The sequence below is a fragment of the Sinomonas cellulolyticus genome (genome assembly GCF_014656475.1).
In the GTDB taxonomy this organism is placed as follows: Bacteria; Actinomycetota; Actinomycetes; order Actinomycetales; family Micrococcaceae; genus Sinomonas; species Sinomonas cellulolyticus.
In genome coordinates, this window is sequence record NZ_BNCM01000014.1 from 62688 (window position 1) to 81192 (window position 18505).

Annotated in this window: 17 protein-coding genes and 1 tRNA gene; 11 read left to right on the top strand and 7 right to left on the bottom strand. The window is 71.1% G+C overall.

Going from position 1 to position 18505, the window contains the following annotated elements; translation table 11 throughout:
- Genes IE231_RS15435 through IE231_RS15445 form a run of 3 tightly spaced genes read right to left on the bottom strand, consistent with a single transcriptional unit; the run spans window position 1 to window position 3049 of the window.
- Window positions 1-657, bottom strand: coding sequence for a LutC/YkgG family protein (locus IE231_RS15435; RefSeq protein WP_189694880.1), 657 nt, complete (start codon window positions 655-657; stop codon window positions 1-3).
- Entirely contained in the window at window positions 654-2192 is a 1539-nt protein-coding gene (locus IE231_RS15440) for a lactate utilization protein B (protein WP_189694881.1), read from the bottom strand. The genes IE231_RS15435 and IE231_RS15440 overlap by 4 nt, the downstream gene beginning before the upstream one ends.
- A complete protein-coding gene (locus IE231_RS15445) occupies window positions 2189-3049 on the bottom strand; it encodes a (Fe-S)-binding protein (protein ID WP_189694912.1) in 861 nt (286 codons plus the stop codon). Before IE231_RS15445 ends, IE231_RS15440 begins: the two co-directional genes overlap by 4 nt.
- Before the next feature lie 176 nt (window positions 3050-3225).
- Between IE231_RS15445 and IE231_RS15450 the strand changes: the two genes are divergently transcribed.
- From IE231_RS15450 to IE231_RS15460, 3 genes are all read left to right on the top strand, one after another.
- A complete protein-coding gene (locus tag IE231_RS15450) occupies window positions 3226-4908 on the top strand; it encodes an L-lactate permease (RefSeq protein ID WP_189694882.1) in 1683 nt (560 codons plus the stop codon).
- Window positions 4909-5011: 103 nt separating this feature from the next.
- A complete protein-coding gene (locus tag IE231_RS15455; RefSeq protein ID WP_189694883.1) occupies window positions 5012-5716 on the top strand; it encodes a FadR/GntR family transcriptional regulator in 705 nt (234 codons plus the stop codon).
- A 159-nt stretch (window positions 5717-5875) separates the two neighbouring features.
- Window positions 5876-6841 (top strand): putative endonuclease domain-containing protein, encoded by a 966-nt coding sequence (locus IE231_RS15460; protein WP_189694884.1) that lies wholly within the window; start codon window positions 5876-5878, stop codon window positions 6839-6841.
- 61 nt (window positions 6842-6902) lie between these two features.
- Here the strand turns inward: IE231_RS15460 and dcd are convergent, their stop codons facing one another.
- Window positions 6903-7478, bottom strand: coding sequence for a dCTP deaminase (gene dcd, locus IE231_RS15465; protein WP_189694885.1), 576 nt, complete (start codon window positions 7476-7478; stop codon window positions 6903-6905).
- 145 nt (window positions 7479-7623) lie between these two features.
- Here dcd and IE231_RS15470 point away from each other — a divergent pair, with 145 nt between their 5' ends.
- Window positions 7624-9303: a CAP domain-containing protein gene (locus IE231_RS15470; protein ID WP_229867213.1), complete on the top strand. Its 1680-nt coding sequence runs from the start codon at window positions 7624-7626 to the stop codon at window positions 9301-9303.
- Window positions 9304-9352: 49 nt separating this feature from the next.
- Here IE231_RS15470 and IE231_RS15475 read toward each other — a convergent pair whose 3' ends face one another.
- Window positions 9353-9784: an SRPBCC family protein gene (locus IE231_RS15475; protein WP_189694886.1), complete on the bottom strand. Its 432-nt coding sequence runs from the start codon at window positions 9782-9784 to the stop codon at window positions 9353-9355.
- Window positions 9785-9943: 159 nt separating this feature from the next.
- Here IE231_RS15475 and IE231_RS15480 point away from each other — a divergent pair.
- The 3 genes from IE231_RS15480 (at window position 9944) to IE231_RS15490 (ending at window position 11517) form a co-directional block, all read left to right on the top strand.
- Window positions 9944-10014 (top strand) — tRNA-Gly (locus IE231_RS15480).
- A gap of 131 nt (window positions 10015-10145) precedes the next feature.
- A complete protein-coding gene (gene panD, locus IE231_RS15485) occupies window positions 10146-10571 on the top strand; it encodes an aspartate 1-decarboxylase (RefSeq protein ID WP_189694887.1) in 426 nt (141 codons plus the stop codon).
- Window positions 10572-10578: 7 nt separating this feature from the next.
- Entirely contained in the window at window positions 10579-11517 is a 939-nt protein-coding gene (locus tag IE231_RS15490) for an AEC family transporter (protein WP_189694888.1), read from the top strand.
- Window positions 11518-11562: 45 nt separating this feature from the next.
- On the opposite strand, the gene IE231_RS15495 is transcribed toward IE231_RS15490, so the two are convergent.
- Window positions 11563-12228 carry a TetR/AcrR family transcriptional regulator gene (locus IE231_RS15495; protein WP_189694889.1) on the bottom strand — a complete coding sequence of 222 codons (666 nt, stop codon included), beginning with the start codon at window positions 12226-12228 and terminating at the stop codon, window positions 11563-11565.
- A gap of 83 nt (window positions 12229-12311) precedes the next feature.
- Here IE231_RS15495 and IE231_RS15500 point away from each other — a divergent pair, with 83 nt between their 5' ends.
- Genes IE231_RS15500 through IE231_RS15515 form a run of 4 tightly spaced genes read left to right on the top strand, consistent with a single transcriptional unit; the run spans window position 12312 to window position 16379 of the window.
- A complete protein-coding gene (locus tag IE231_RS15500; RefSeq protein ID WP_189694890.1) occupies window positions 12312-12791 on the top strand; it encodes a nuclear transport factor 2 family protein in 480 nt (159 codons plus the stop codon).
- Window positions 12788-13678, top strand: a complete 891-nt coding sequence (locus IE231_RS15505) for an SDR family oxidoreductase (protein WP_189694891.1) — start codon at window positions 12788-12790, stop codon at window positions 13676-13678. The genes IE231_RS15500 and IE231_RS15505 overlap by 4 nt, the downstream gene beginning before the upstream one ends.
- A gap of 4 nt (window positions 13679-13682) precedes the next feature.
- Entirely contained in the window at window positions 13683-15347 is a 1665-nt protein-coding gene (locus tag IE231_RS15510) for a helicase HerA-like domain-containing protein (protein ID WP_189694892.1), read from the top strand.
- Between the two features lie 33 nt (window positions 15348-15380).
- Window positions 15381-16379: a hypothetical protein gene (locus tag IE231_RS15515; RefSeq protein ID WP_189694893.1), complete on the top strand. Its 999-nt coding sequence runs from the start codon at window positions 15381-15383 to the stop codon at window positions 16377-16379.
- A gap of 7 nt (window positions 16380-16386) precedes the next feature.
- Here the strand turns inward: IE231_RS15515 and IE231_RS15520 are convergent, their stop codons facing one another.
- Window positions 16387-18483: an NHL domain-containing thioredoxin family protein gene (locus tag IE231_RS15520; RefSeq protein WP_229867216.1), complete on the bottom strand. Its 2097-nt coding sequence runs from the start codon at window positions 18481-18483 to the stop codon at window positions 16387-16389.
- Window positions 18484-18505 lie beyond the last annotated feature (22 nt).

Genomic DNA, 18505 nt, shown 5'->3' on the forward strand with positions numbered 1-18505 from the left:
CTAGCGGACGACCAAGACGTCCAGAATTCGGGGGCCGTGCACGCCCTCGACTCGCTCGAGCTCGATGTCACTGGTTGCGCTCGGCCCCGAGATGAGTGTGAGCGGGCGCGTGATGTCGAGCCGGGCGAAGCCCTCGGGAACGAGCCCTACGATCGTCTCGACCGGGACGATGCACACGTGGTGGTCCGGCACGAGCGAGATCGCCCTCCGCCCCTGGTCCGGGGACCCGTCGAGGATGATCGTGCCCGTCTCTGCGATGCTCACCGCGGAGCTGGTCACCACCGCGTCGATTCCGTCCAGGCGTTCGACGTCGAGCGGCGCCTCGCGCGAGTCGGTCGCCCCGCGCTCGGTGAGGCTCGGGTGGAGCCAGTCCCCCGGCAGGCCCGCGGGGGCGACGAACGTCTTGCCGTCAAGCCGGGCGCGGATCGCCTCCGCGAGCGCGTCCCGGCCGATGACCTCGACGCGGGCCTTGTAGTCCTCGAGCCGGTCCACGAGCTGGGCGACCAGCTCGTCCTCGGTGAGGCCCGACGTCGTGCGGTACGCCGGGGTGACCTCGGCGCCCAGCGGGGTGACCTCGGCGCCCGGCGGGGTGACCTCGGCGGGGACGGTGCCGAGGGCTGCGTGGATCCTTGCCAGGATGTCGTCGCGGGCGCTCACTTGGCTTCCCCTTCCGCCGGATTCTTCTTGTTCGGATTCTTCTCGCGCTTGGCCCACTGCTGCCGGAACGATTCCGCCGGCGGGGCCGGGATGTCCCGGCTCTGCGTCCAGCCGGCGCCGATCCCGGGAAGCTTCGAGATGACCCCGTCGCGCCCCGCCGCAATCTTCCCGAGCGGGAGGCCGCGTTCGAGCAGGCCCATGCGCGCGCCGTCGGCCATCGCCCAGGACGCGCCCGTCATGGCGAGGTCGAACTGCGACGGCAGGCGCCGGGCGCCCGGCCGCGAGCGCCGGGCCTCGACGTCCTCGCCGCGCAGGTGCACGAGGATCTCGGGGATGTTGATCTTCACCGGGCAGGCGTCGAAGCAGGCCCCGCACAGCGAGGACGCGTATGGCAGGGACTTGTTCTCCTCGGCCTCGATGCCCGTGAGCAGCGGCGAGAGGATCGCGCCGATCGGGCCGGGATACGTGGACCCGTAGGCGTGGCCGCCGGCCCGCTCGTACACGGGGCACACGTTCATGCAGGCGGAGCAGCGGATGCAGTGCAGCGCGGAGCGCCCGTGCCGGTCCGCGAGCGCCCGGGTCCGGCCGTTGTCGAGCAGCACCACGTGCACGTCCTGTGGCCCGTCGCCCGGTGTAGCCCCGGTCCACAGGGATGTGTACGGGTTCATCCGCTCCCCGGTCGAGGAGCGCGGCAGCAGCTGCATGAACACGCCCAGGTCCTCGCCGCGCGGCAGGACCTTCTCGATCCCCATGACCGTGATGAGGGTCTCAGGCAGGGTCACGCACATGCGCCCGTTGCCCTCGGACTCGACCACGCCGAGCGTGCCCGTCTCGGCGATGCCGAAGTTCGCGCCGGAGATCGCCACGCGGGCCGAGAGGAACTTGCGGCGCAGGTGGGCGCGGGCGGCCATCGCGAGGCGGCGCGGGTCGTCCGTGAGGTCCGGATCGACGTCCGGCATCTCTCGCAGGAAGATGTCCCGGATCTCGGTGCGGTTCTTGTGGATCGCGGGGACGAGGATGTGGGAGGGCTTGTCATGGCCCAGCTGGACGATGAGCTCGGCGAGGTCCGTCTCGTACGCCGGGATGCCGCGCTCCTCGAGGTACTCGTTGAGCCCGATCTCCTGCGTGGCCATGGACTTGACCTTGACCACGTCCAGCTCGCCGTCCTTGTTCGGGCCTGCGGCCCGGATCAGCTCCTCGACGATCCTGTTCGCCTCCGCGGCATCCCGCGCCCAGTGGACCGTGCCGCCGCGGGCGGTGAACTGCTCCTCGAACTGGGCCAGCAGCTTGGGCAGGCGGTCCATCGCCTCGGACTTGATCGCGGAGCCCGCGTCCCGCAGGTCCTCCCAGTCGGGCAGCTCGGAGACGACCTTGAGCCGCTTGTCCCGGATGGTGTGGGTCGCGTGGGTGAGGTTCCTGCGCTGCTGGGCGTTGCCGAGCTCGCGCTCCGCGTATTTGGGGAAGGGCTCCAGCTCGGAGATGTTGCCGAAGCCGCGCGGGGGCACGGCAGGCATGCCCAGGCTCACCGTGGTCATCGGACGCCTCCCGTCGTGGTGCCCGCCAGGGCAAGCTCGCCGTCCCACATCAGGGGCTTCTCCCGCGTGGAGGCGAGCACCTCCGCGAGGTGCACGGTGCGCACGGGGCGACCGGACGGCGTCGTGCGCTTCTCGCGGGAGAGGCCGCCGCCGATGTGCATGAGGCAGGACGCGTCGCCTCCGGCGCACGCGCCGGCGCCGGTGCCGCAGATGTTCGCGACCTTGTCCGCGAGCATCGCGGAGGAGACGTCCGCGTTCTTGATCGAGAACGTGCCGCCGAACCCGCAGCACTGATCGGCCTCGGGGAGGTCGACGACGTCCAGCGCCTCGACCGAGGCGAGCAGCGAGCGCTGCCGATCGCCGAGGTGGAGCAGGCGCATGCCATGGCACGACGGGTGGTACGTGATGGTGCCGGGGAGGTAGGAGCCGAGCTGGGCGGCGGCGTCGGTCACGCCGAGGACGTCGGTGAGGAGCTGGGCGAGCTCGTAGGTGCGGGCGCCGACGGCGTCGGCGCGGGCGGCGAGCGTGGGATCGGCGTCCTTGAGGTTGTGCTCCACGGCCCAATCCGCCACCATCGCGTGCTGGTGCTTCACCGACGCGACGCACGAGCCGGAGGGGGCGACGGCGACGTCGTACTCCCCAGCCTGGAAGCCGGCCTCAAACGTGCGGACGTGGTTGGCGACCACGGGCAGGGCCTCGGGCATGTAGCCCGAGTTGACGTGCATCTGGCCGCAGCAGGCCTGACCGGACGGGAACACGACCTCGTGGCCGAGCCGTTCCAGGATCTCCACCGTGGCCTGCGCGACGCTGGGGTACATCGCGTCCACGATGCAGGTCGCGAAGAGCGCGATCTTCATGGTGTCCTCTCTCGGCCCGGACGCGGGCGCGCCGCCGGCCATGTGGTCTGACCATAGAATCACGAATGTGCCCCTTGTCACAACCCGGTAGATGTGTGCTAGGTTACGTGGTCGGACCACAATGGTCCGACCACAAGGCGATCTGATCGCCGCGACTGTCCCCGCAGGAGCCCCGCATGACCTTCACCCCCGTGACCGATCCGGTGGCCGGCAGCGTTGCCGTCTCCGCCCTGATCGGCCTCATCCCGCTCGTCACGTTCTTCGTACTGCTCGCCATTGTGAAGACCAAGGCGCACGTGGCCGGCGCCTTCGCGCTGCTCGCCGCGCTCGTCGTGGCCGTCGCGGCCTACAACATGCCGCCGGCGCTCGCGGGCCTCGCGGCCTCACAGGGCGCGGTCTTCGGCGCATTCCCCGTCTTCTGGATCGTGCTCGCCGCCGTGTGGCTCTACCAGGTCACGGTGCTGTCGGGCCGGTTCGAGGACCTGCGGCGCATCTTCGACCGCCTCGGAGACGGCGACCTGCGCATCCAGGCCATCCTCATCGCGTTCTGCTTCGGCGGCCTCATGGAGGCCCTCGCCGGGTTCGGCGCGCCCGTGGCGATCACCGCGACGATGCTCATGGCGATCGGCCTCAAGCCGCTCCGCGCCGCCGCCACGGTCCTCGTGGCCAACACGGCCCCCGTCGCCTTCGGCGCGATCGCCATCCCGATCACCACCGCCGGCGCCCTCACGGGCATCCCCGCGGCGCACATCGGCTCGATCGTGGGCCGCCAGACGCCGCTCCTGGCGTTCGTGGTCCCCTTGCTCCTCCTGCTGATCGTGGACGGGTGGCGGGGCCTGAAGGACGCGTGGCTGCCCGCCCTCGTGACCGGGCTCGCGTTCGGCCTCGCCCAGTTCCTGTGCTCCAACTACTTCTCCTATGAGCTCACCGACGTGGTCGCCTCGCTCGTGGGCCTCGGCGCCGCCATCCTGTTCCTGCGCGTGGTCAAGCCCCGCGGTTCGGCTGCAGCCCGCGAGCGCCTCGGCGTGGCCGCGGCGGCGGTCCCGGGGCCCGGGGCCACCGAGGCGTCCCTCACAACCGCCCGCACGTGGATGGCCCTCTTCCCGTACCTGCTCGTCATTGTGGTCTTCGCCGCGTCCAAGCTCTGGAAGCTCGGCGTGGACATCCCCGCGGCGCTCGCGGCCACGGACGTCAAGGTCAACTGGCCGGTCCTCCACGACGCGATCCTCGGCGCGGACGGCAAGCCCGTCTCCTCGACCGTCTACACGTTCCAGTGGCTCTCCGGCCCCGGCACGCTCCTGCTCATCTCGGGACTCATCATCGCGGCGGTCTACTCGAGGTTCGACGACGGCGGCCGGTTCCGTCTCCGGTTCCCCAACGCGGTCGCCGAGCTGTGGCGCACGTTCGTCAAGATGCGCTTCGCCGCGCTGACCATCGTCCTGGTCCTGGCGATCGCCTACGTCATGAACCTCTCCGGGCAGACCGTGGCGATCGGTACATGGCTCGCGGGCACCGGCGCGGCGTTCGCGTTCCTCTCCCCCATCCTCGGCTGGATCGGAACCGCCGTGACCGGATCCGACACGTCCGCCAACGCGCTCTTCGCCAAGCTCCAGGCCACCGCCGGCCACGCCGCGGGCATCGACCCGTCCCTGCTGGTCGCCGCGAACACGTCCGGCGGCGTGGTGGGCAAGCTCATCAGCCCGCAGAACCTCGCGATTGCCGCGACCTCCGTGGGGATGGACGGCCAGGAGTCCGTGATCCTGCGCAAGGTCCTCTGGTGGAGCGTCGGCATGCTCCTCGTGCTCTGCGCGCTCGTGTTCCTCCAGTCCACGCCCGTTCTGGGCTGGATGCTCCCGTAGCATGGCACGCACGACGGCGGCCCCCGCCCAGGTGCCCCGCGCACCCGGGGCGCGGGGCGCCGTCGTGCGCCGTGGCAGCACCCGCATGCGGCAAGATGGGTCCATGCCTGAATCCGCCGGCGCCCGCGCGCACGACGTCGTGCTGCGCCACATCGAGGACAGCCTCCGTTCCGGCGAGCTCAAGCTCGGCGACAGGCTCCCGGGCGAGCGGGCCCTCGCGGAGCGGTTCGGGATCTCGCGGGCGTCCGTGCGGGATGCGATCCGCGCGCTCGAGGTCATGGGTGTGGTCCGCGCCGCTACGGGCTCGGGGCCGAACTCCGGGACCATTGTCGTCTCGGACCCGTCCTCGGCACTCGGCGTGGCGCTGCGGATGCACGTGGCAAGCCACCACCTGCCCGTCGAGGACGTGGTGGGGGCGCGGACCATGATGGAGACCTGGGCACTCGAGCACGCGGCGGCGGCGCCCTGGACCTCCGACCAGCTCGACGACGCCCGGCGCCTCCTCGACGCGATGGATGACGACGCCCTGCCGTCCCAGATCTTCACGCTCCTCGACTCGCAGTTCCACGTTGCCCTCGCGACGCTTGCCGGGAACGTTGTGGTGAGCACCATGATGGAGTCGATGCGCGAGGCCATCCGCGGGTACATCGACGACGCCGTGGCCCACCGCGGCGGCTGGGAGGACGTGGTGCACGTGCTCCGGGATCAGCACAAGGGCATCCTGGCGGCCGTCGAGGCGCGCGACGGCGCGCTAGCCTCCCGGCTCGTGCGCGAGCACATCGAATGGTTCTACAACCAGAGCGTCTGACCCCGCACCGGTCCCGGCGTCGCGAAATGTTGACTTGAGCAGGGTGCGATGACTCGTCACCCTGCTCAAGTCAACATTTGGGCGGGCGCCCCGAGAACGGCCCTGTGGATAAGTGCCGATTCGGCAAGATCTGCGCGATTCATAGCGGACGATGGGTCCATGACCAGCCGCAGCCAGCTCCCGCACGGGCTCTCGTCACGGTCGTTCTCGATCGGCGAGGCGAGGATGCACGGCGTCAGCCGCGGTCGCCTCGCCGCCTCCGACCTCGTGGCGCCCACTCGCGGCATCCGTGTCCCGTGGGGTGCGCAGCTGAGCGCCGCGGACGTGGTGCGGCCGCTCCTCGCGATCATGCCGGACTCCGTCGCAAGCTTCATCACCGCCGCCAAGATCTGGGGCTTCCCCCTCCCCCTCGAATGGGAGCGGGATCCGACGATCCACGTGACCCGTCCCCTCAGCACTCCCGGGAGCGTACGACCTGGCGTGGTCTGCCACCGGATGGGTCTGGCGGAACGGGACGTCGTGGTGGTCGACGGCGTGCCGGTCACCTCGCGCGAGCGGACGTGGCTCGACCTCGCGGGAATCCTCCCGCCCGAGCATGTGGTGGCGATCGGGGACTATCTCGTGTGTGCCCATCCCGAGGACTTTCCCATGCCGCGGACCGCGCTGGTCGAGATCGATGCCCTGCGCGGGTACCTCGACGCGCAACGACGGGTGCGCGGCCTGCCTGCCGCGCGCCGGGCCATAGGACTCGTACGGGTCGGGGCCGATTCGGTCCCCGAGACGCTCCTACGCCTGGCGGAAGACGAGGCAGGGCTGCCGGAGCCCGCACTGAACTACGTGATCCGCGACCCCCGGGGACGGGCAATCGCATGGCCCGATCAAGCGTTCGTCGAGCTGCGGTTCGCCATTCAGTACGACGGCGAGCACCACCGCACGGCCGAACAGCAGGCCAGCGACAACTGGCGCAACCGGCTGGTCGCCGACGTCGGCTGGGACCAGCTCATCGTCTCCGCCGCGGACGTCCGCGCGCGTGGGTGGGACGGCGTCGCGGCGGTGGTGGGTGGGCGCCTCCGCCGGCTTGAAGCGCTCCGCGGCGGCCATGGACGCCGCGAAATGTTGGCTTGAGCAGGGTCAGGAGGCATCCAACCCTGCTCAACCCAACATTTCGCGAAAGAGGCAGGTGGGGTCAGACCCGCGTGCGGTGGAAGTTGAGGTGGCTCCTGGACGCCGTCGGCCCACGCTGGCCCTGGTACCGGTTGCCGTACTCCCCCGAGCCGTACGGGTGCTCGGCCGCCGAGGAGAGGCGGAAGAAGCACAGCTGTCCGATCTTCATCCCGGGCCACAGCTTGATCGGCAGGGTCGCGACATTGGAGAGCTCGAGCGTCACATGCCCCGAGAACCCGGGGTCGATGAAGCCGGCGGTCGAGTGGGTGAGCAGCCCGAGCCGGCCGAGCGAGGACTTGCCCTCGAGCCGCGCGGCGATGTCGTCCGGCAGCGTCACCGTCTCGAACGTCGAGCCGAGAACGAACTCGCCCGGATGCAGGATGAAGGGCTCGTCCGGGTCCACCTCCACGAGGCGCGTGAGCTCGAGCTGCTCCACGGCCGGGTCGATGTGCGCGTACTTGTGGTTGTCGAAGAGCCGGAAGAACCGGTCGATCCGGACATCCACGCTCGAGGGCTGCACCATGGCCGGGTCATGGGGGTCGAGCCGGATGCGCTCGGCGGCGATTTCGGCACGGATGTCGCGGTCTGAGAGGAGCACGCCTCCAAAAGTACCGCAGCCGCGAGCGTGGCCGGCCCGGGCGCATCGGTCAGCGGAGGCGCAGAGGGCGTCGTCGAACGTTGCCGCGGTGCAACAGCTGGGCTTAGGGTGACCGGCGAGACTGCTGTGACGAAAGAGGCTCGGGATGCGCCGACTCCTGTTGACCGTCGCGGTCGCGGCGACCGCGGCGCTGGCCGGGGCAGCGCCGGCCGCTCCCCCGCCGTCGTCCGCTCCGGTCGCCGCCGCGAGCGCAGCGAACGACGCCGCCTCCTCGCCGACGCCGGTCGTCCGGCCCGCCGCCTCGCCCACCCCGAGTGCCACCGCGGACGTCCGCCTCGGCGCCCCGGACGTCCCGTCGGCCAGACCCGCCGCGCCAGCACCAGCTGCTGCGGCCTCCCCGGTGAAGTCCATCGAGGCGGCGCGGGGCCCGGACATCCTCGACACGGCCATGACCTCGATGACGCCCCTCGCCGCGCCGATGGGCTCGACGGACAACCTCGTCCGCGACGACAACTCCGCCCAGGTCCTCGCCGTGTTCAACGGGATCAACACGTGGCGCGCCCAGAACGGCCTGAATCCGGTGCGCTACCACCTGAGCGTCCAAGACCTAGCACAGGAGTGGAGCGACAGCATCGCGAGCCGGGAGGTCATCGAGCATCGGCCGAGCTTCTGGACGGACCCGCGCGCCCTCAATCCGGACAACGGGGCCGGCGAGGTCATTGCCGTCCGGTGGGACCGCGACGCGGCGCAGCTCGTCGAGTGGTGGAAGAGCTCGCCGTCGCACAACGCGATCCTCCTCGACCCCCGCATGAGCGTCATCGGGATCGGCATCACGTTCACGAACGGCGACCCGTACACCACGCCCAACCGGTACACGATGTGGGGCGTCGTGGACTTCTTCGGCTACACGGCGCTCCCGGCGGGGACGACGGCGGCACCCGGCGGAGCGTCGACGTCGCCGAGTCCTTCCCCGGCCCCTGTGACGCCTGCGCCGGTCCCTGTCAACCCGCCCGCCGGGGTCGCAGTGGCACCGGCCGGCGCCGAGCTGTGCGCTGCACCGGGCCGCTTCCAGCCCACCACCCAGGACACGTCGCGGGCGTCGCTGCACAGCGCAGCGGATGTGGTGGCCATCGACGGGTCCGGCTCGCTCGTCGCCTACCCCTCGGTGGGCGGCAAGCTCGGCGCCCCGACGGCGCTCGGCACCGGGTTCGGCGGCGCGATCTCGGCGGAGCCTGTGGACTGGGACCGCGACGGGATCCTCGACATGCTGGTCCAATGGGGCGATGGCCGGCTGGTCCTCTACCCGGGCCTCGCCGCGGGCCAGTTCGGGGCGCCCGTCACGCTCGGGCAGTCGGGCTGGGACAGCATGGCCGTCACCACGGGCCCCTGGTGCGCCACGAACCGGCTACCCCAGATCCTCGCGCGGGACGGCTTCGGGAACCTGTACTTCTACCCGAACCGCGGAACGGGAGACCTTGCCACGAGGGCCTACCTGGCCACCGGTGTGCCCACGGGCGCTGCCGCAATCCTCGATGCCAGCGGCGACGGGCTCCCGGACCTCGTGGCGCAGCGTTCCGACGGCGCCCTGGTGCTGTACCGGTCGCTGGGCCAGGAGCAGCTCGTGGACGAGGCGCGTCCCGTCGTCGCCTCGGGATGGGGGACCGTCGGGAGGCTGCAGGTGCTGCGGGGCCTCGACGGGCCCGGCACGGTGGGCGTCGCGGCGGTGCGCACAGACGGTTCGCTGGCGTATTGGCCCGTCTCCGCGGGAGCCTTCGGGGCGCCGCGGGTGCTCGCGACCGGCTGGGCAGGCATCAGGCTGGGCTGAGCACGACGCCGCGCACTGGCCTACCGCTCAAGGCCTACCGCTCGAGGGCCTACCGCTCGAGCACGGCCTTGAGGTTCTCGAGCTGGGCCACCTCGTGCTCCATGGTCTTCTGGACCATGCCGCCCATGAGCTTGAGGAATCCGGTGGGCTCGAAGGTGAGGCCGAACGAGACCTGGGTCCCGCCGGGCTGCGGGACGAGGAGGAAGATGCCGTGCGGCCGCGCGGGGCCGGCGATGACCTGGAACCGGATCACCTCCCCCGGGCGAGCCTCGGTGATCTCGTAGTCACCGTCGATCTCATGGCCGCCCGGGCCGGCGAGCCGCTGGGCGTACACCGCGCCCTCTTCCCCGGCCCGCCCTGAGGTGAGGGAGATGGAGCGGACCTCCTTGCGCCAGGCGGTGTTGTTCAGCCCGTCGGCGAGGAAGGCGTAGACGTCGTCGGGCGTGCGCCTGATGAAGACTGAGTGTTCTGCCGCAGCCATGCGGGCCAGAGTATGGATGCCGGCTGGGAATTCACTGGGAAGTCTCCCGCGGGTCCCCCGGCCCGACCACCCGGCCTTCCGGCTGATCCTCGGCAGGCCTGGCGCCGTGACCGACCATCCCGACGCATGATGTAGGCTAAGTGAAGCCCTTCGGGGCGTGCGGCCGTAGCTCAATGGCAGAGCGCTCGCTTCCCAAGCCAGATACGCGGGTTCGATTCCCGTCGGCCGCTCAGAGGAAGGCCCCCGGTCAGTCGACCGGGGGCCTTCGCCGTCCCCTCGGAGGCCGCGAGCGGCGGCCACTCGGGCCCGGTGTGACGCCTCCCACGGACGCCACGGGCACGCTGGAGTAGAATTGCGCCCGATGAACCGCACAATGTTCAAGTCCAAGATCCACCGCGCCACGGTCACCCACGCTGACCTCCACTACGTCGGCTCGGTCACGATCGACCTTGACCTCCTCGAGGCCGCGGACATCCTGCCCGGCGAGCTGGTGTCCATCGTGGACATCACCAACGGCGCCCGCCTCGAGACCTATACGATCGCAGGCGAGCGCGGCTCCGGAGTCATCGGCATCAACGGCGCCGCCGCGCACCTGATCCACGAGGGCGACTTGGTCATCCTCATCACCTACGCGTCGATGTCGGACGAGGAGGCGCGCGAGTTCGTGCCGACCGTGGTCCACGTCGACGCCCAGAACCGCATCGTCCAGCTGGGCACGGACCCGGCAGAGGGCCACGGCGCCGGCATGCTCCGGCCGCCGTTCGCCGTCCAGGCGCACCTCAACTAGCCCCGGCGTGACGGGGGTCCTGGCCGGCTTCTGGGTCGTCTGGGCGATCATCGGCGCGGGCTGGCTCATGGCCAGGCTGCGGCTCCTCGGCGAGGGGGCACAGGGGGTCCTGAGCCGCCTCTCGTTCTTCGTGGCGAGCCCGGCACTCCTCCTCGAGACGCTCAGCAAGGCGAATCTCGCCGCCGTCTTCTCCTCGCACCTGCTGGTGATCGCCGCAAGCTCGACGGCGGTGGGCCTCCTCTCGTTCGCGGTGTTCCGCTGGCTGCGGGGCCGGGACCTGCCGGAGACCCTCATCTCGTCGATGAGCTCGGCCGTTGCGAACTCGGGGAACCTCGGCATCCCCATCTCCGTGTTCGTGCTGGGGGATGCCAGCTATGTGGCCCCCCTGCTGATCTTCCAGCTCGCGCTCTTCACGCCGGCGTACCTGCTCCTGCTGGACGGCACGACGGCGACGGCGAAGCCGGGTGCCGCGCGCGTGACGCAGTTCGTGCTCCCGGTGGTGACGAACCCGAACATCATCGGCTCGCTCATCGGACTGGCACTCGCGGCGACCGCCTGGACACCGCCCGAGGTCATCATGCAGCCGATCCACCTCATCGGCGGGGCCGCCATCCCCGCCATGCTCATGGCCTTCGGGATCTCGCTCCACGGATCGCGACCGCTCCAGCCGGCCCATGGCAGGCGCATCGACACGGCCATCGCGACCGGCCTGAAGATCCTCGTCCACCCGCTCATCGCCTTCCTGCTCGGGCGCTTCGTCCTCGGGCTCGACGGCCATTCCCTGTTCGCCGCCGTGGTGGCCACCGCGCTTCCGACCGCCCAGAACGTCTACGTCGCGGCGCAGCGCTACGAGCGCGGGATCGTGGTGGCAAAGGACACGGTGCTCATCACCACCGTGGTGGCCGTCCCCGCGATGGCCGCCATGGCGGCCTTCCTCGCCGCCTGAGGCCCCGCGCCGCACTCAGTCCCCGCGCACTCAGTCCCCGCGCACTCAGTCCCTGGGGTCGACCAGGTTTCCCATGAGCAGGCCGGCGGTGAACTCGCCCAGCCGCTCGTGGCTCCACCCGCGCTTGAGCACGAGCGTCTCGTACAGCTCGGCGGAGGTAGAGGCAAAGAAGACGTCCGCCACGTCCGTCTCCGTGAGGCCCTCTCTGAGCAGACCCCGGGCGAGCACCACGCGTGCGTTGTGGAGCATGCGGGCGTAGCGCGCGTCGTCGACCTCGCGGAGCAGCTGGGCCATGGCCGCGTCACCGCTTGCGGCCGCGTCGCGGATGAGCAGCTGGACCGGGGAGCCGAGGGGACTGATTTCGGCGACGAAGCGGCCGAACTGCCGCATGAGGGCGCGCGCATCGGTCGCCTCGGCCTGCGCCGCGTCGGAGCGGTCCTCGGCCGGCACTTGGCCGGAGCCGAGGAGGCTCTCGTCCCAGAGTGCACGGACGAGGCCGGGCTTGCCGCCGAAGTTCTTGTAGACGAACTCGGCGGAGACGCCGGCATCCCGGGCGAGCTGGGCGACCGTCGTCGCGCCGAAGCCCTGGCGGAGGAAGAGCTCGCGGGCCGTGGCGAGCACTTTCCGGCGTGCCGCCTCGGCCCTCCGGCGTCTGCGGGACGCGTCATAGGGGCGAGCGGCCTGCTCGGTGCCATTGACCGGCGTCTGCACTGGATCTACACTCCTTGCGTAACTTCAATACAGCCAACTGTATCTAAATGTCCACGCTATCCGATCTTCCCCAGGAGTGCACGATGGACGCCGCCACCTCCTTCACTGCTCTGCCCGCCGGCCCCGTCCGGCGCATCTTCGAGGCCATCGCACGCCACGACCTCGAAGCGATGGTCTCCTGCTTCGCAGAGGACTACGTCAACGAGACCCCTGTGCACCCCGACCGGAGCTTCACGGGGCGCGCGCAGGTCCACAAGAACTGGACTGCCATCCTCGCCGGTTTCCCCGACCTCGAGCCCTACGTGGTCCGTGCGACCACCGCGCCGGACGGCATGGTCTGGGTCGAATGGGGCCAGCGGGGAACCCGTCGCGACGGGGTGCCGGTGCACCTCGCCGGCGTCTCGATCTTCACGCTCGACGGCGACGCCGTCTCAGCCGTCCGCTTCTACCTCGAGCAGGTCGAGAGCGTGAGCGGCACCGTCGACCGGAATGTCGCCGACATCGTGGGCGCTGCGGCCGCCGGAGCGCCCACCGGGACTGCGGGCGGGGGCGAACGGCCGTGATCCTCGTGGTCGGCGGCACCGGCCGCCTCGGCCGGGAGCTCGTCCCGGCCCTCGTCGCGAGGGGCGAGTCCGTGCGCGTCATGGCCCGCGGTGCCTCCCAGCCCTTCCCGGAAGGCCCGCAGGACGCGGGGACCCACGACGCCGTGCAGTACCTCCGCGGCAGCCTCGCCTCGGACGCGGACTGCCGCCACGCCGTCGCCGGCTGCCGGCACGTGGTCTTCGCCGCATCGGGCTTCGGCATCCCGAAGGGTGCCGATGAGCGCAGTGTGGACCGCGACGGCGCGATCCGGCTCGTGCGCGCGGCCGCGGACGCCGGCGTCGAGCACCTCGTGATGATGTCGATGCACGGTGCTGCGGCGGATGCGCCCATCGAGTACCTGCGGTGCAAGTTCGCGGCGGAGGAGGCTCTGCGCGCCTCGGGCATGGCGTGGACGATCGTGCGGCTCGGCGCCATCCTCGAACAGCGCCTCGAGGTGATGGGCGGTGCGCTCGCGTCCAAGGGCAAGTTGCCCGTCTTCGGCTCGGGAAGCGCCCCAGTGACGTACACGTCCGTGCGAGACGCGGCCGCCGTCGTCGTGCGGGCCCTGTCCGACCCGGGGCTGCGCAACCGCGTCATCGAGTGGGGCTCCGAGACCTGGACCGCCGATGAGATCGCGGGAGCACTCGTCGCCAAGACTGGCCACGGGAAAGTGCAGAAGGTGCCGACGGCCGCCCTGAGGGTCATATCCGTCGCAGCGCGGCCCTTCTCGCCCTTCATGGCCCGGGTGGCGGGGGCCGGCGTGTGGGAGGACTCGGGGACCGCGTCCTTCGATCCCGCGCCCGCCCGCGCGGAATTCCCCGACATTCCGATCACGGGGCTGAAGGAGGCGGTCGCGTCGCTAAGCTGACGCCATGGCTGAAACGAGGGCAGCGAAGGCAGGCGCCGCGAAGAGCAGCGCGGAGAAGCTCGCGACGATCCGGCAGGGCTACGTGTTCGAGGGCCCGACGATCGGGCTCGGTGCCGCGATCGTGGACGGAGAAGTCCGTCCGGAGGCGCAGATCGCGCTCCCGCTGGGCATGATGAACCGCCACGGGCTCGTGGCGGGCGCCACCGGCACGGGCAAGACCGTGACCCTGCACATGATGGCCGAGCAGCTCTCCGCAGCCGGCGTCCCGGTGTTCCTCGCGGACATCAAGGGCGACCTCTCGGGCCTCGCGACCCCGGGCACCGGGAGCGAGAAGCTGCAGGCCCGCACCAAGGGCATCGGCCAGGACTGGCAGGCGGCCTCGTTCCCCGTCGAGTACCTCGCGCTCGGCGGCGAGGGCACTGGGGTACCGGTCCGCGCGAGTATCACCTCGTTCGGCCCCATCCTCCTCTCACGGGTGATGGAACTGAACGAGACGCAGGAGTCGAGCCTGCAGCTCATCTTCCACTTCGCGGACACGCGGCAGCTCGAACTGGTCGACCTCAAGGACCTCCGCGCCGTCATCCAGTTCCTCGTCTCGGACGAGGGCAAGGCGGAGCTCGAGCAGCTCGGCGGCCTCTCGAAGGCCACGGCCGGGGTGATCCTCCGCGAACTCGTCGGCCTCGAGGCGGCGGGCATGGAGAAGTTCTTCGGCGAACCCGAGTTCGACACCGCGGAACTGCTCCGCACGGCCCCGGACGGCCGCGGCGTCGTGACCTGCCTCGAGCTCCCGAGCCTCCAGACCCAGCCCCTCCTGTTCTCCACCTTTCTCATGTGGCTCCTCGCGGACCTGTTCCACGACCTCCCCGAGGTCGGGGATGCGGACAGGCCCAAGCTCGTCTTCTTCCTCGACGAGGCGCACCTGCTCTTCAACGGAGCGACGAAGGCCTTCCTGGATGCGATCACGCAGACGGTGCGCCTCATCCGTTCGAAGGGAGTGGGCATCTTCTTCGTCACCCAGACCCCGAAGGACGTCCCGGGGGACGTGCTCGGCCAGCTCGCCAACCGGGTCCAGCACGCCCTGCGCGCGTTCACGCCGGACGACGCGAAGGCGCTCAAGGCGACGGTGTCCACCTTCCCCGTCAGCGACTACGACCTCGAAGAGGTCCTGACCTCGGCTGGGATCGGCGAGGCGGTCGTGACGGTGATGAACGAGAAGGGCGCACCCACCCCCGTCGCCCTCACCCGGATGCGCGCGCCGCTGTCCGTCATGGGGCCGGCGGACCCTGCCGTCGTGAGCGGCGCTGTGCAGGCCTCGCCGCTCCTGGGGAAGTACGGCACCGCGGTGGACGGCATCTCGGCCTTCGAGAAGCTCCAGCAGCAGGCGGTGTCCCGGCAGTCCGCGGCAGAGCAGCCGGCCCCGCAGCCTGCCTCGGCCCCCGACGCCGGCCAGGCGCCACCGCCGCTGCCCTCGCCGAACCTCGAGCCTCCCGCACGCCGGGGCCAGGAGTCCCGCGAGAGCGGCGGCGTGGCCGGTGAGGTGGTGGATGCGCTCGGCGGCGCACTGGGCAGCGGGCTGCGTTCGATGGTCCGCTCGATGGGCACGCAGTTCGGCCGGGAGATCATGCGCAGCGTGTTCGGCACAGCGCCGAAGCGGCGACGGCGGCGGTGAGGCGGTCCCTTCTCCGTTGGTAGGGTGGGGCGGGTGCAGACGAGCCCCGCCCTCCTGAGGATCGCGGCGGCGTGGCTGCTCGCCCTTGCCCTCGCAGTGGTCGGTTCGGTCGTGGCGATCACCACCGTCAGGAGCATGGTGGCGAGCCCCGAGGGGCCGGTGCGGGCCTACATCGCGGCGCTGCAGGCCGGCGACGGCGGCCAGGCCCTCGGGCTCCTTCACGCCACGGTCCCGCCCGGCAGCGCGGCGCTGCTCGACGGCGCACCGCTCAAGGACTCGATGAGCCGGATCCGGGACCTCTCCTACGAGACGGCGGCCCCCGACCCCGGCGGTCCCGACCGGGCCGCCGTCACCGTCCACTACACGGTGGACGGCGAGCGGCTCCAGAGCCAGTTCGCGGTTGACCGCACCGGCACCGACTGGCTGTTCTTCCCCCGCTGGTCCATCGCACCGGCTCCGCTGCCCGTCCTCTCGGCCACGGTGGTCAACGCCTCCCGGGCCACCGTCAACGGCACGGCCGTGAACATGCCGGACGGCCGGAATACCTTCCCGGTCTTCTTCCCCGGCTCCTACGTCGCCTCACTCGAGGGGACGCAGTTCGCCGCGGAGCCGCGCACCGCCGTCGTGCGCGCACCGGGAGGCACAACGCCGCTGAGCCTCGCCACGAAGGCGACCCCGCAGCTCGTCTCGGCCATCGAGGCGAAGATCCACGGCTATCTGGACGAATGTGCGCGCACCGCGACGGAGCAGCAGCGCCTCCAGCCCGACTGCCCCTTCTCCCTCGCGACCAATGCGCGCATCAAGGACGGCACGATCGCGTGGTCGATCTCGGCCTATCCGGCCGCCTCCGTCGAGCCGTACCAGGGCGGCTGGGCGCTGGCACCGCTGGCCGGCAAGGCCGAGCTGAAGGCCACTGCCATCGACCTGTTCACGGGCGCGCCCTCACAGCTCGACAAGCAGATCGGCTACTCCTTCACGGCTCGTCTGGACATCGGCGACGGGACCGTCACAGTCACCCCGCAGCTGAAGTAGCGGGAGCTCAGTCCATGCCGCGCAGGTCGAGCGTGAGCTCGGCGTCGGCGCCCTCCTGGAGCACCACCGGGATACCCCAGTCCTGCTGGTAGAGGTGGCACGCCGCGTGGTCCGGGATCTCCTCGCCGGGAGCACCGTCGCACGCCGCGGCTCGGGCGGTGATGTGCAGGACGCCCTCGGTGACGGCCGGGTTGAGCTCGAGCGTGCGGGTGAGGCCCTGCGAGGTCCCCGTCCCCCCGGCGAGCAGCTCGGCCGGGGTCGAGGAGATCTTCAGCTGCGTAGGGTCACCCCAGCGGTCGTCGAGCTTCTGCCCGGTCGGCGCCTTGAACCGCACGGTCAGGGCGAGCGGGCCGGCCGCGACGGGGGTCTTGGGCCGCTGGGTCTGCCGCTCCCCCTCGTCGACCTGCTGCGCGGACTTGGGGATGGGGATGAGCACGAGTTCGTGGCGGTTCGTCTCGGTGACCAGAAGCAGCGGTTCGGAGCCTTTGCCGCCTCCCTCGCCTGCGGCTCCAGTCGGCGTGACCACGACGACGTCGGCCGGCTCCGCGAGTCCGCGGCCGAGCGTCGAAACGGCCCCCGCACCGTCGTTGCCGGAGGGGTCGAAACGCCGCACCGCACCGTTGTAGGTATCGGCGATCGCCACGGAGCCGTCCGGCAGCACGGCCACGCCGAGCGGGTGCTGGAGGCGCGCGGCGTCGGCCGCACCGTCGCGGAAGCCGAAGTCGAAGAGGCCGCGGCCGACGGCGGTCGCCACCGTCGCGCTGCCGTCCTCCGCGAGCGTGAGGCGGCGCAGGGCGGAGGTCTCCGAGTCGGCGACCCAGAGATCCCCGGAGGGGTCCACGGCCAGGCCGGACGGCTGGGCGAACCAGGCCTGCGGGCCGGGACCGTCGAGGAGGCCCTCGAGGCCCGAGCCGGCGAGGATCGCAACGACGCCCGTCAGCGGGTCGAAGGTGAAGATCTGGTGCGTGCCCGCCATCGCGACGACGACCTTCTGCAGCTTCTCGCTCCACACGACGTCCCAGGGGGAGGAGAGGGAGACGTTCGTGCCGTGGCCGAGGTAGCCGATGTCCTCGGCGTCGCCCGCGTAGACGTCGTGGGGCTCCGCGCCGCCAGCGGCACCCGCGGCTGCCGCTGCTGCCGAACCAGCCTCGGGGCCCGCCTTGGCCCATGTCCCGGCGCCGTCGCCGTTCACGCGCGCCGGCCCGGCGTCGAGGAGTCGCTGGACGCCGTTGCCGGCCACGGTCTGGACGTAGCCGGAGGAGAGGGAGACGCCGCGGAGCCTGTGGTTCACGGTGTCCGCGACCACGGCCTCGTAGCCCGTCTGCCAGGAGATCGAGGGCGGGAGGACGGCGACGCCCTGCGGCTCGTTGAACTGGGCGATCTCCGGCTGGCCGTCGAGGAAGCCCTTCGTGCCGGAGCCGATCACGCGCTCCACGGTCTCCAGGTCGGGGCGCAGCTCGACGAGTCGGTGGTGGCCGGTGTCCACGACGAGGTAGTTGCCGTTCTCGAGCGGCACCGTCTGGCCGGGGAAGCGCAGGGTGCCGGCCGTGGGCTCGGGCGCCACGTAGGGGCCGTCGCCGCGGTGCAGGGTCCCCTTGGCCTCGTGCTCGGCCACCAGTTCCTCGACGAGGACGGCCAGGCCGCCCGCGTGGCCCTCGCCGGAGAGGTGGGCCACGATGTACCCTTCGGGGTCGATCACGACCAGGGTCGGCCACGCCCGAGCGGTGTACGCCTGCCAGGTGAGCAGGTCCGGGTCGTCGAGGACGGGGTGGTGGATCTCGTAGCGCTCGACGGCGGCGCGCAGCGCCACCGGATCGGCCTCGTGCTCGAACTTGGGCGAGTGCACGCCGACCGTGACGAGGACATCCTGGTACTTCTCCTCGAGCGGACGGAGCTCGTCGAGGACGTGCAGGCAGTTGATGCAGCAGAACGTCCAGAAGTCGAGGATCACAATTTTTCCGCGCAGCGCGGCCAGATCCAGCTGCGCGCCGCCGGTGTTGAGCCATGCGCGGCCGCTGAGTTCGCTCGCCCGCACGCGGTGCGCGCTGCGCACAGAGTCAGCGCCCACGCTGCTGCGCTGGTCCTCGGTGGATTCTGCGGTCACGGGTACTCCTCAGGCAGGGTGA

Excerpts from the sequence above, each read along its gene's own strand:
- IE231_RS15470 (WP_229867213.1), top strand. The coding sequence starts at position 7,624 with ATGCGCCGACTCCTGTTGACCGTCGCGGTCGCGGCGACCGCGGCGCTG.
- IE231_RS15500 (WP_189694890.1), top strand. The coding sequence starts at position 12,312 with ATGGACGCCGCCACCTCCTTCACTGCTCTGCCCGCCGGCCCCGTCCGG.
- IE231_RS15475 (WP_189694886.1), bottom strand. The coding sequence starts at position 9,784 with ATGGCTGCGGCAGAACACTCAGTCTTCATCAGGCGCACGCCCGACGAC.
- IE231_RS15450 (WP_189694882.1), top strand. The coding sequence starts at position 3,226 with ATGACCTTCACCCCCGTGACCGATCCGGTGGCCGGCAGCGTTGCCGTC.
- IE231_RS15440 (WP_189694881.1), bottom strand. The coding sequence starts at position 2,192 with ATGACCACGGTGAGCCTGGGCATGCCTGCCGTGCCCCCGCGCGGCTTC.
- panD (WP_189694887.1), top strand. The coding sequence starts at position 10,146 with ATGAACCGCACAATGTTCAAGTCCAAGATCCACCGCGCCACGGTCACC.
- IE231_RS15445 (WP_189694912.1), bottom strand. The coding sequence starts at position 3,049 with ATGAAGATCGCGCTCTTCGCGACCTGCATCGTGGACGCGATGTACCCC.
- IE231_RS15455 (WP_189694883.1), top strand. The coding sequence starts at position 5,012 with ATGCCTGAATCCGCCGGCGCCCGCGCGCACGACGTCGTGCTGCGCCAC.
- IE231_RS15460 (WP_189694884.1), top strand. The coding sequence starts at position 5,876 with ATGACCAGCCGCAGCCAGCTCCCGCACGGGCTCTCGTCACGGTCGTTC.
- IE231_RS15510 (WP_189694892.1), top strand. The coding sequence starts at position 13,683 with ATGGCTGAAACGAGGGCAGCGAAGGCAGGCGCCGCGAAGAGCAGCGCG.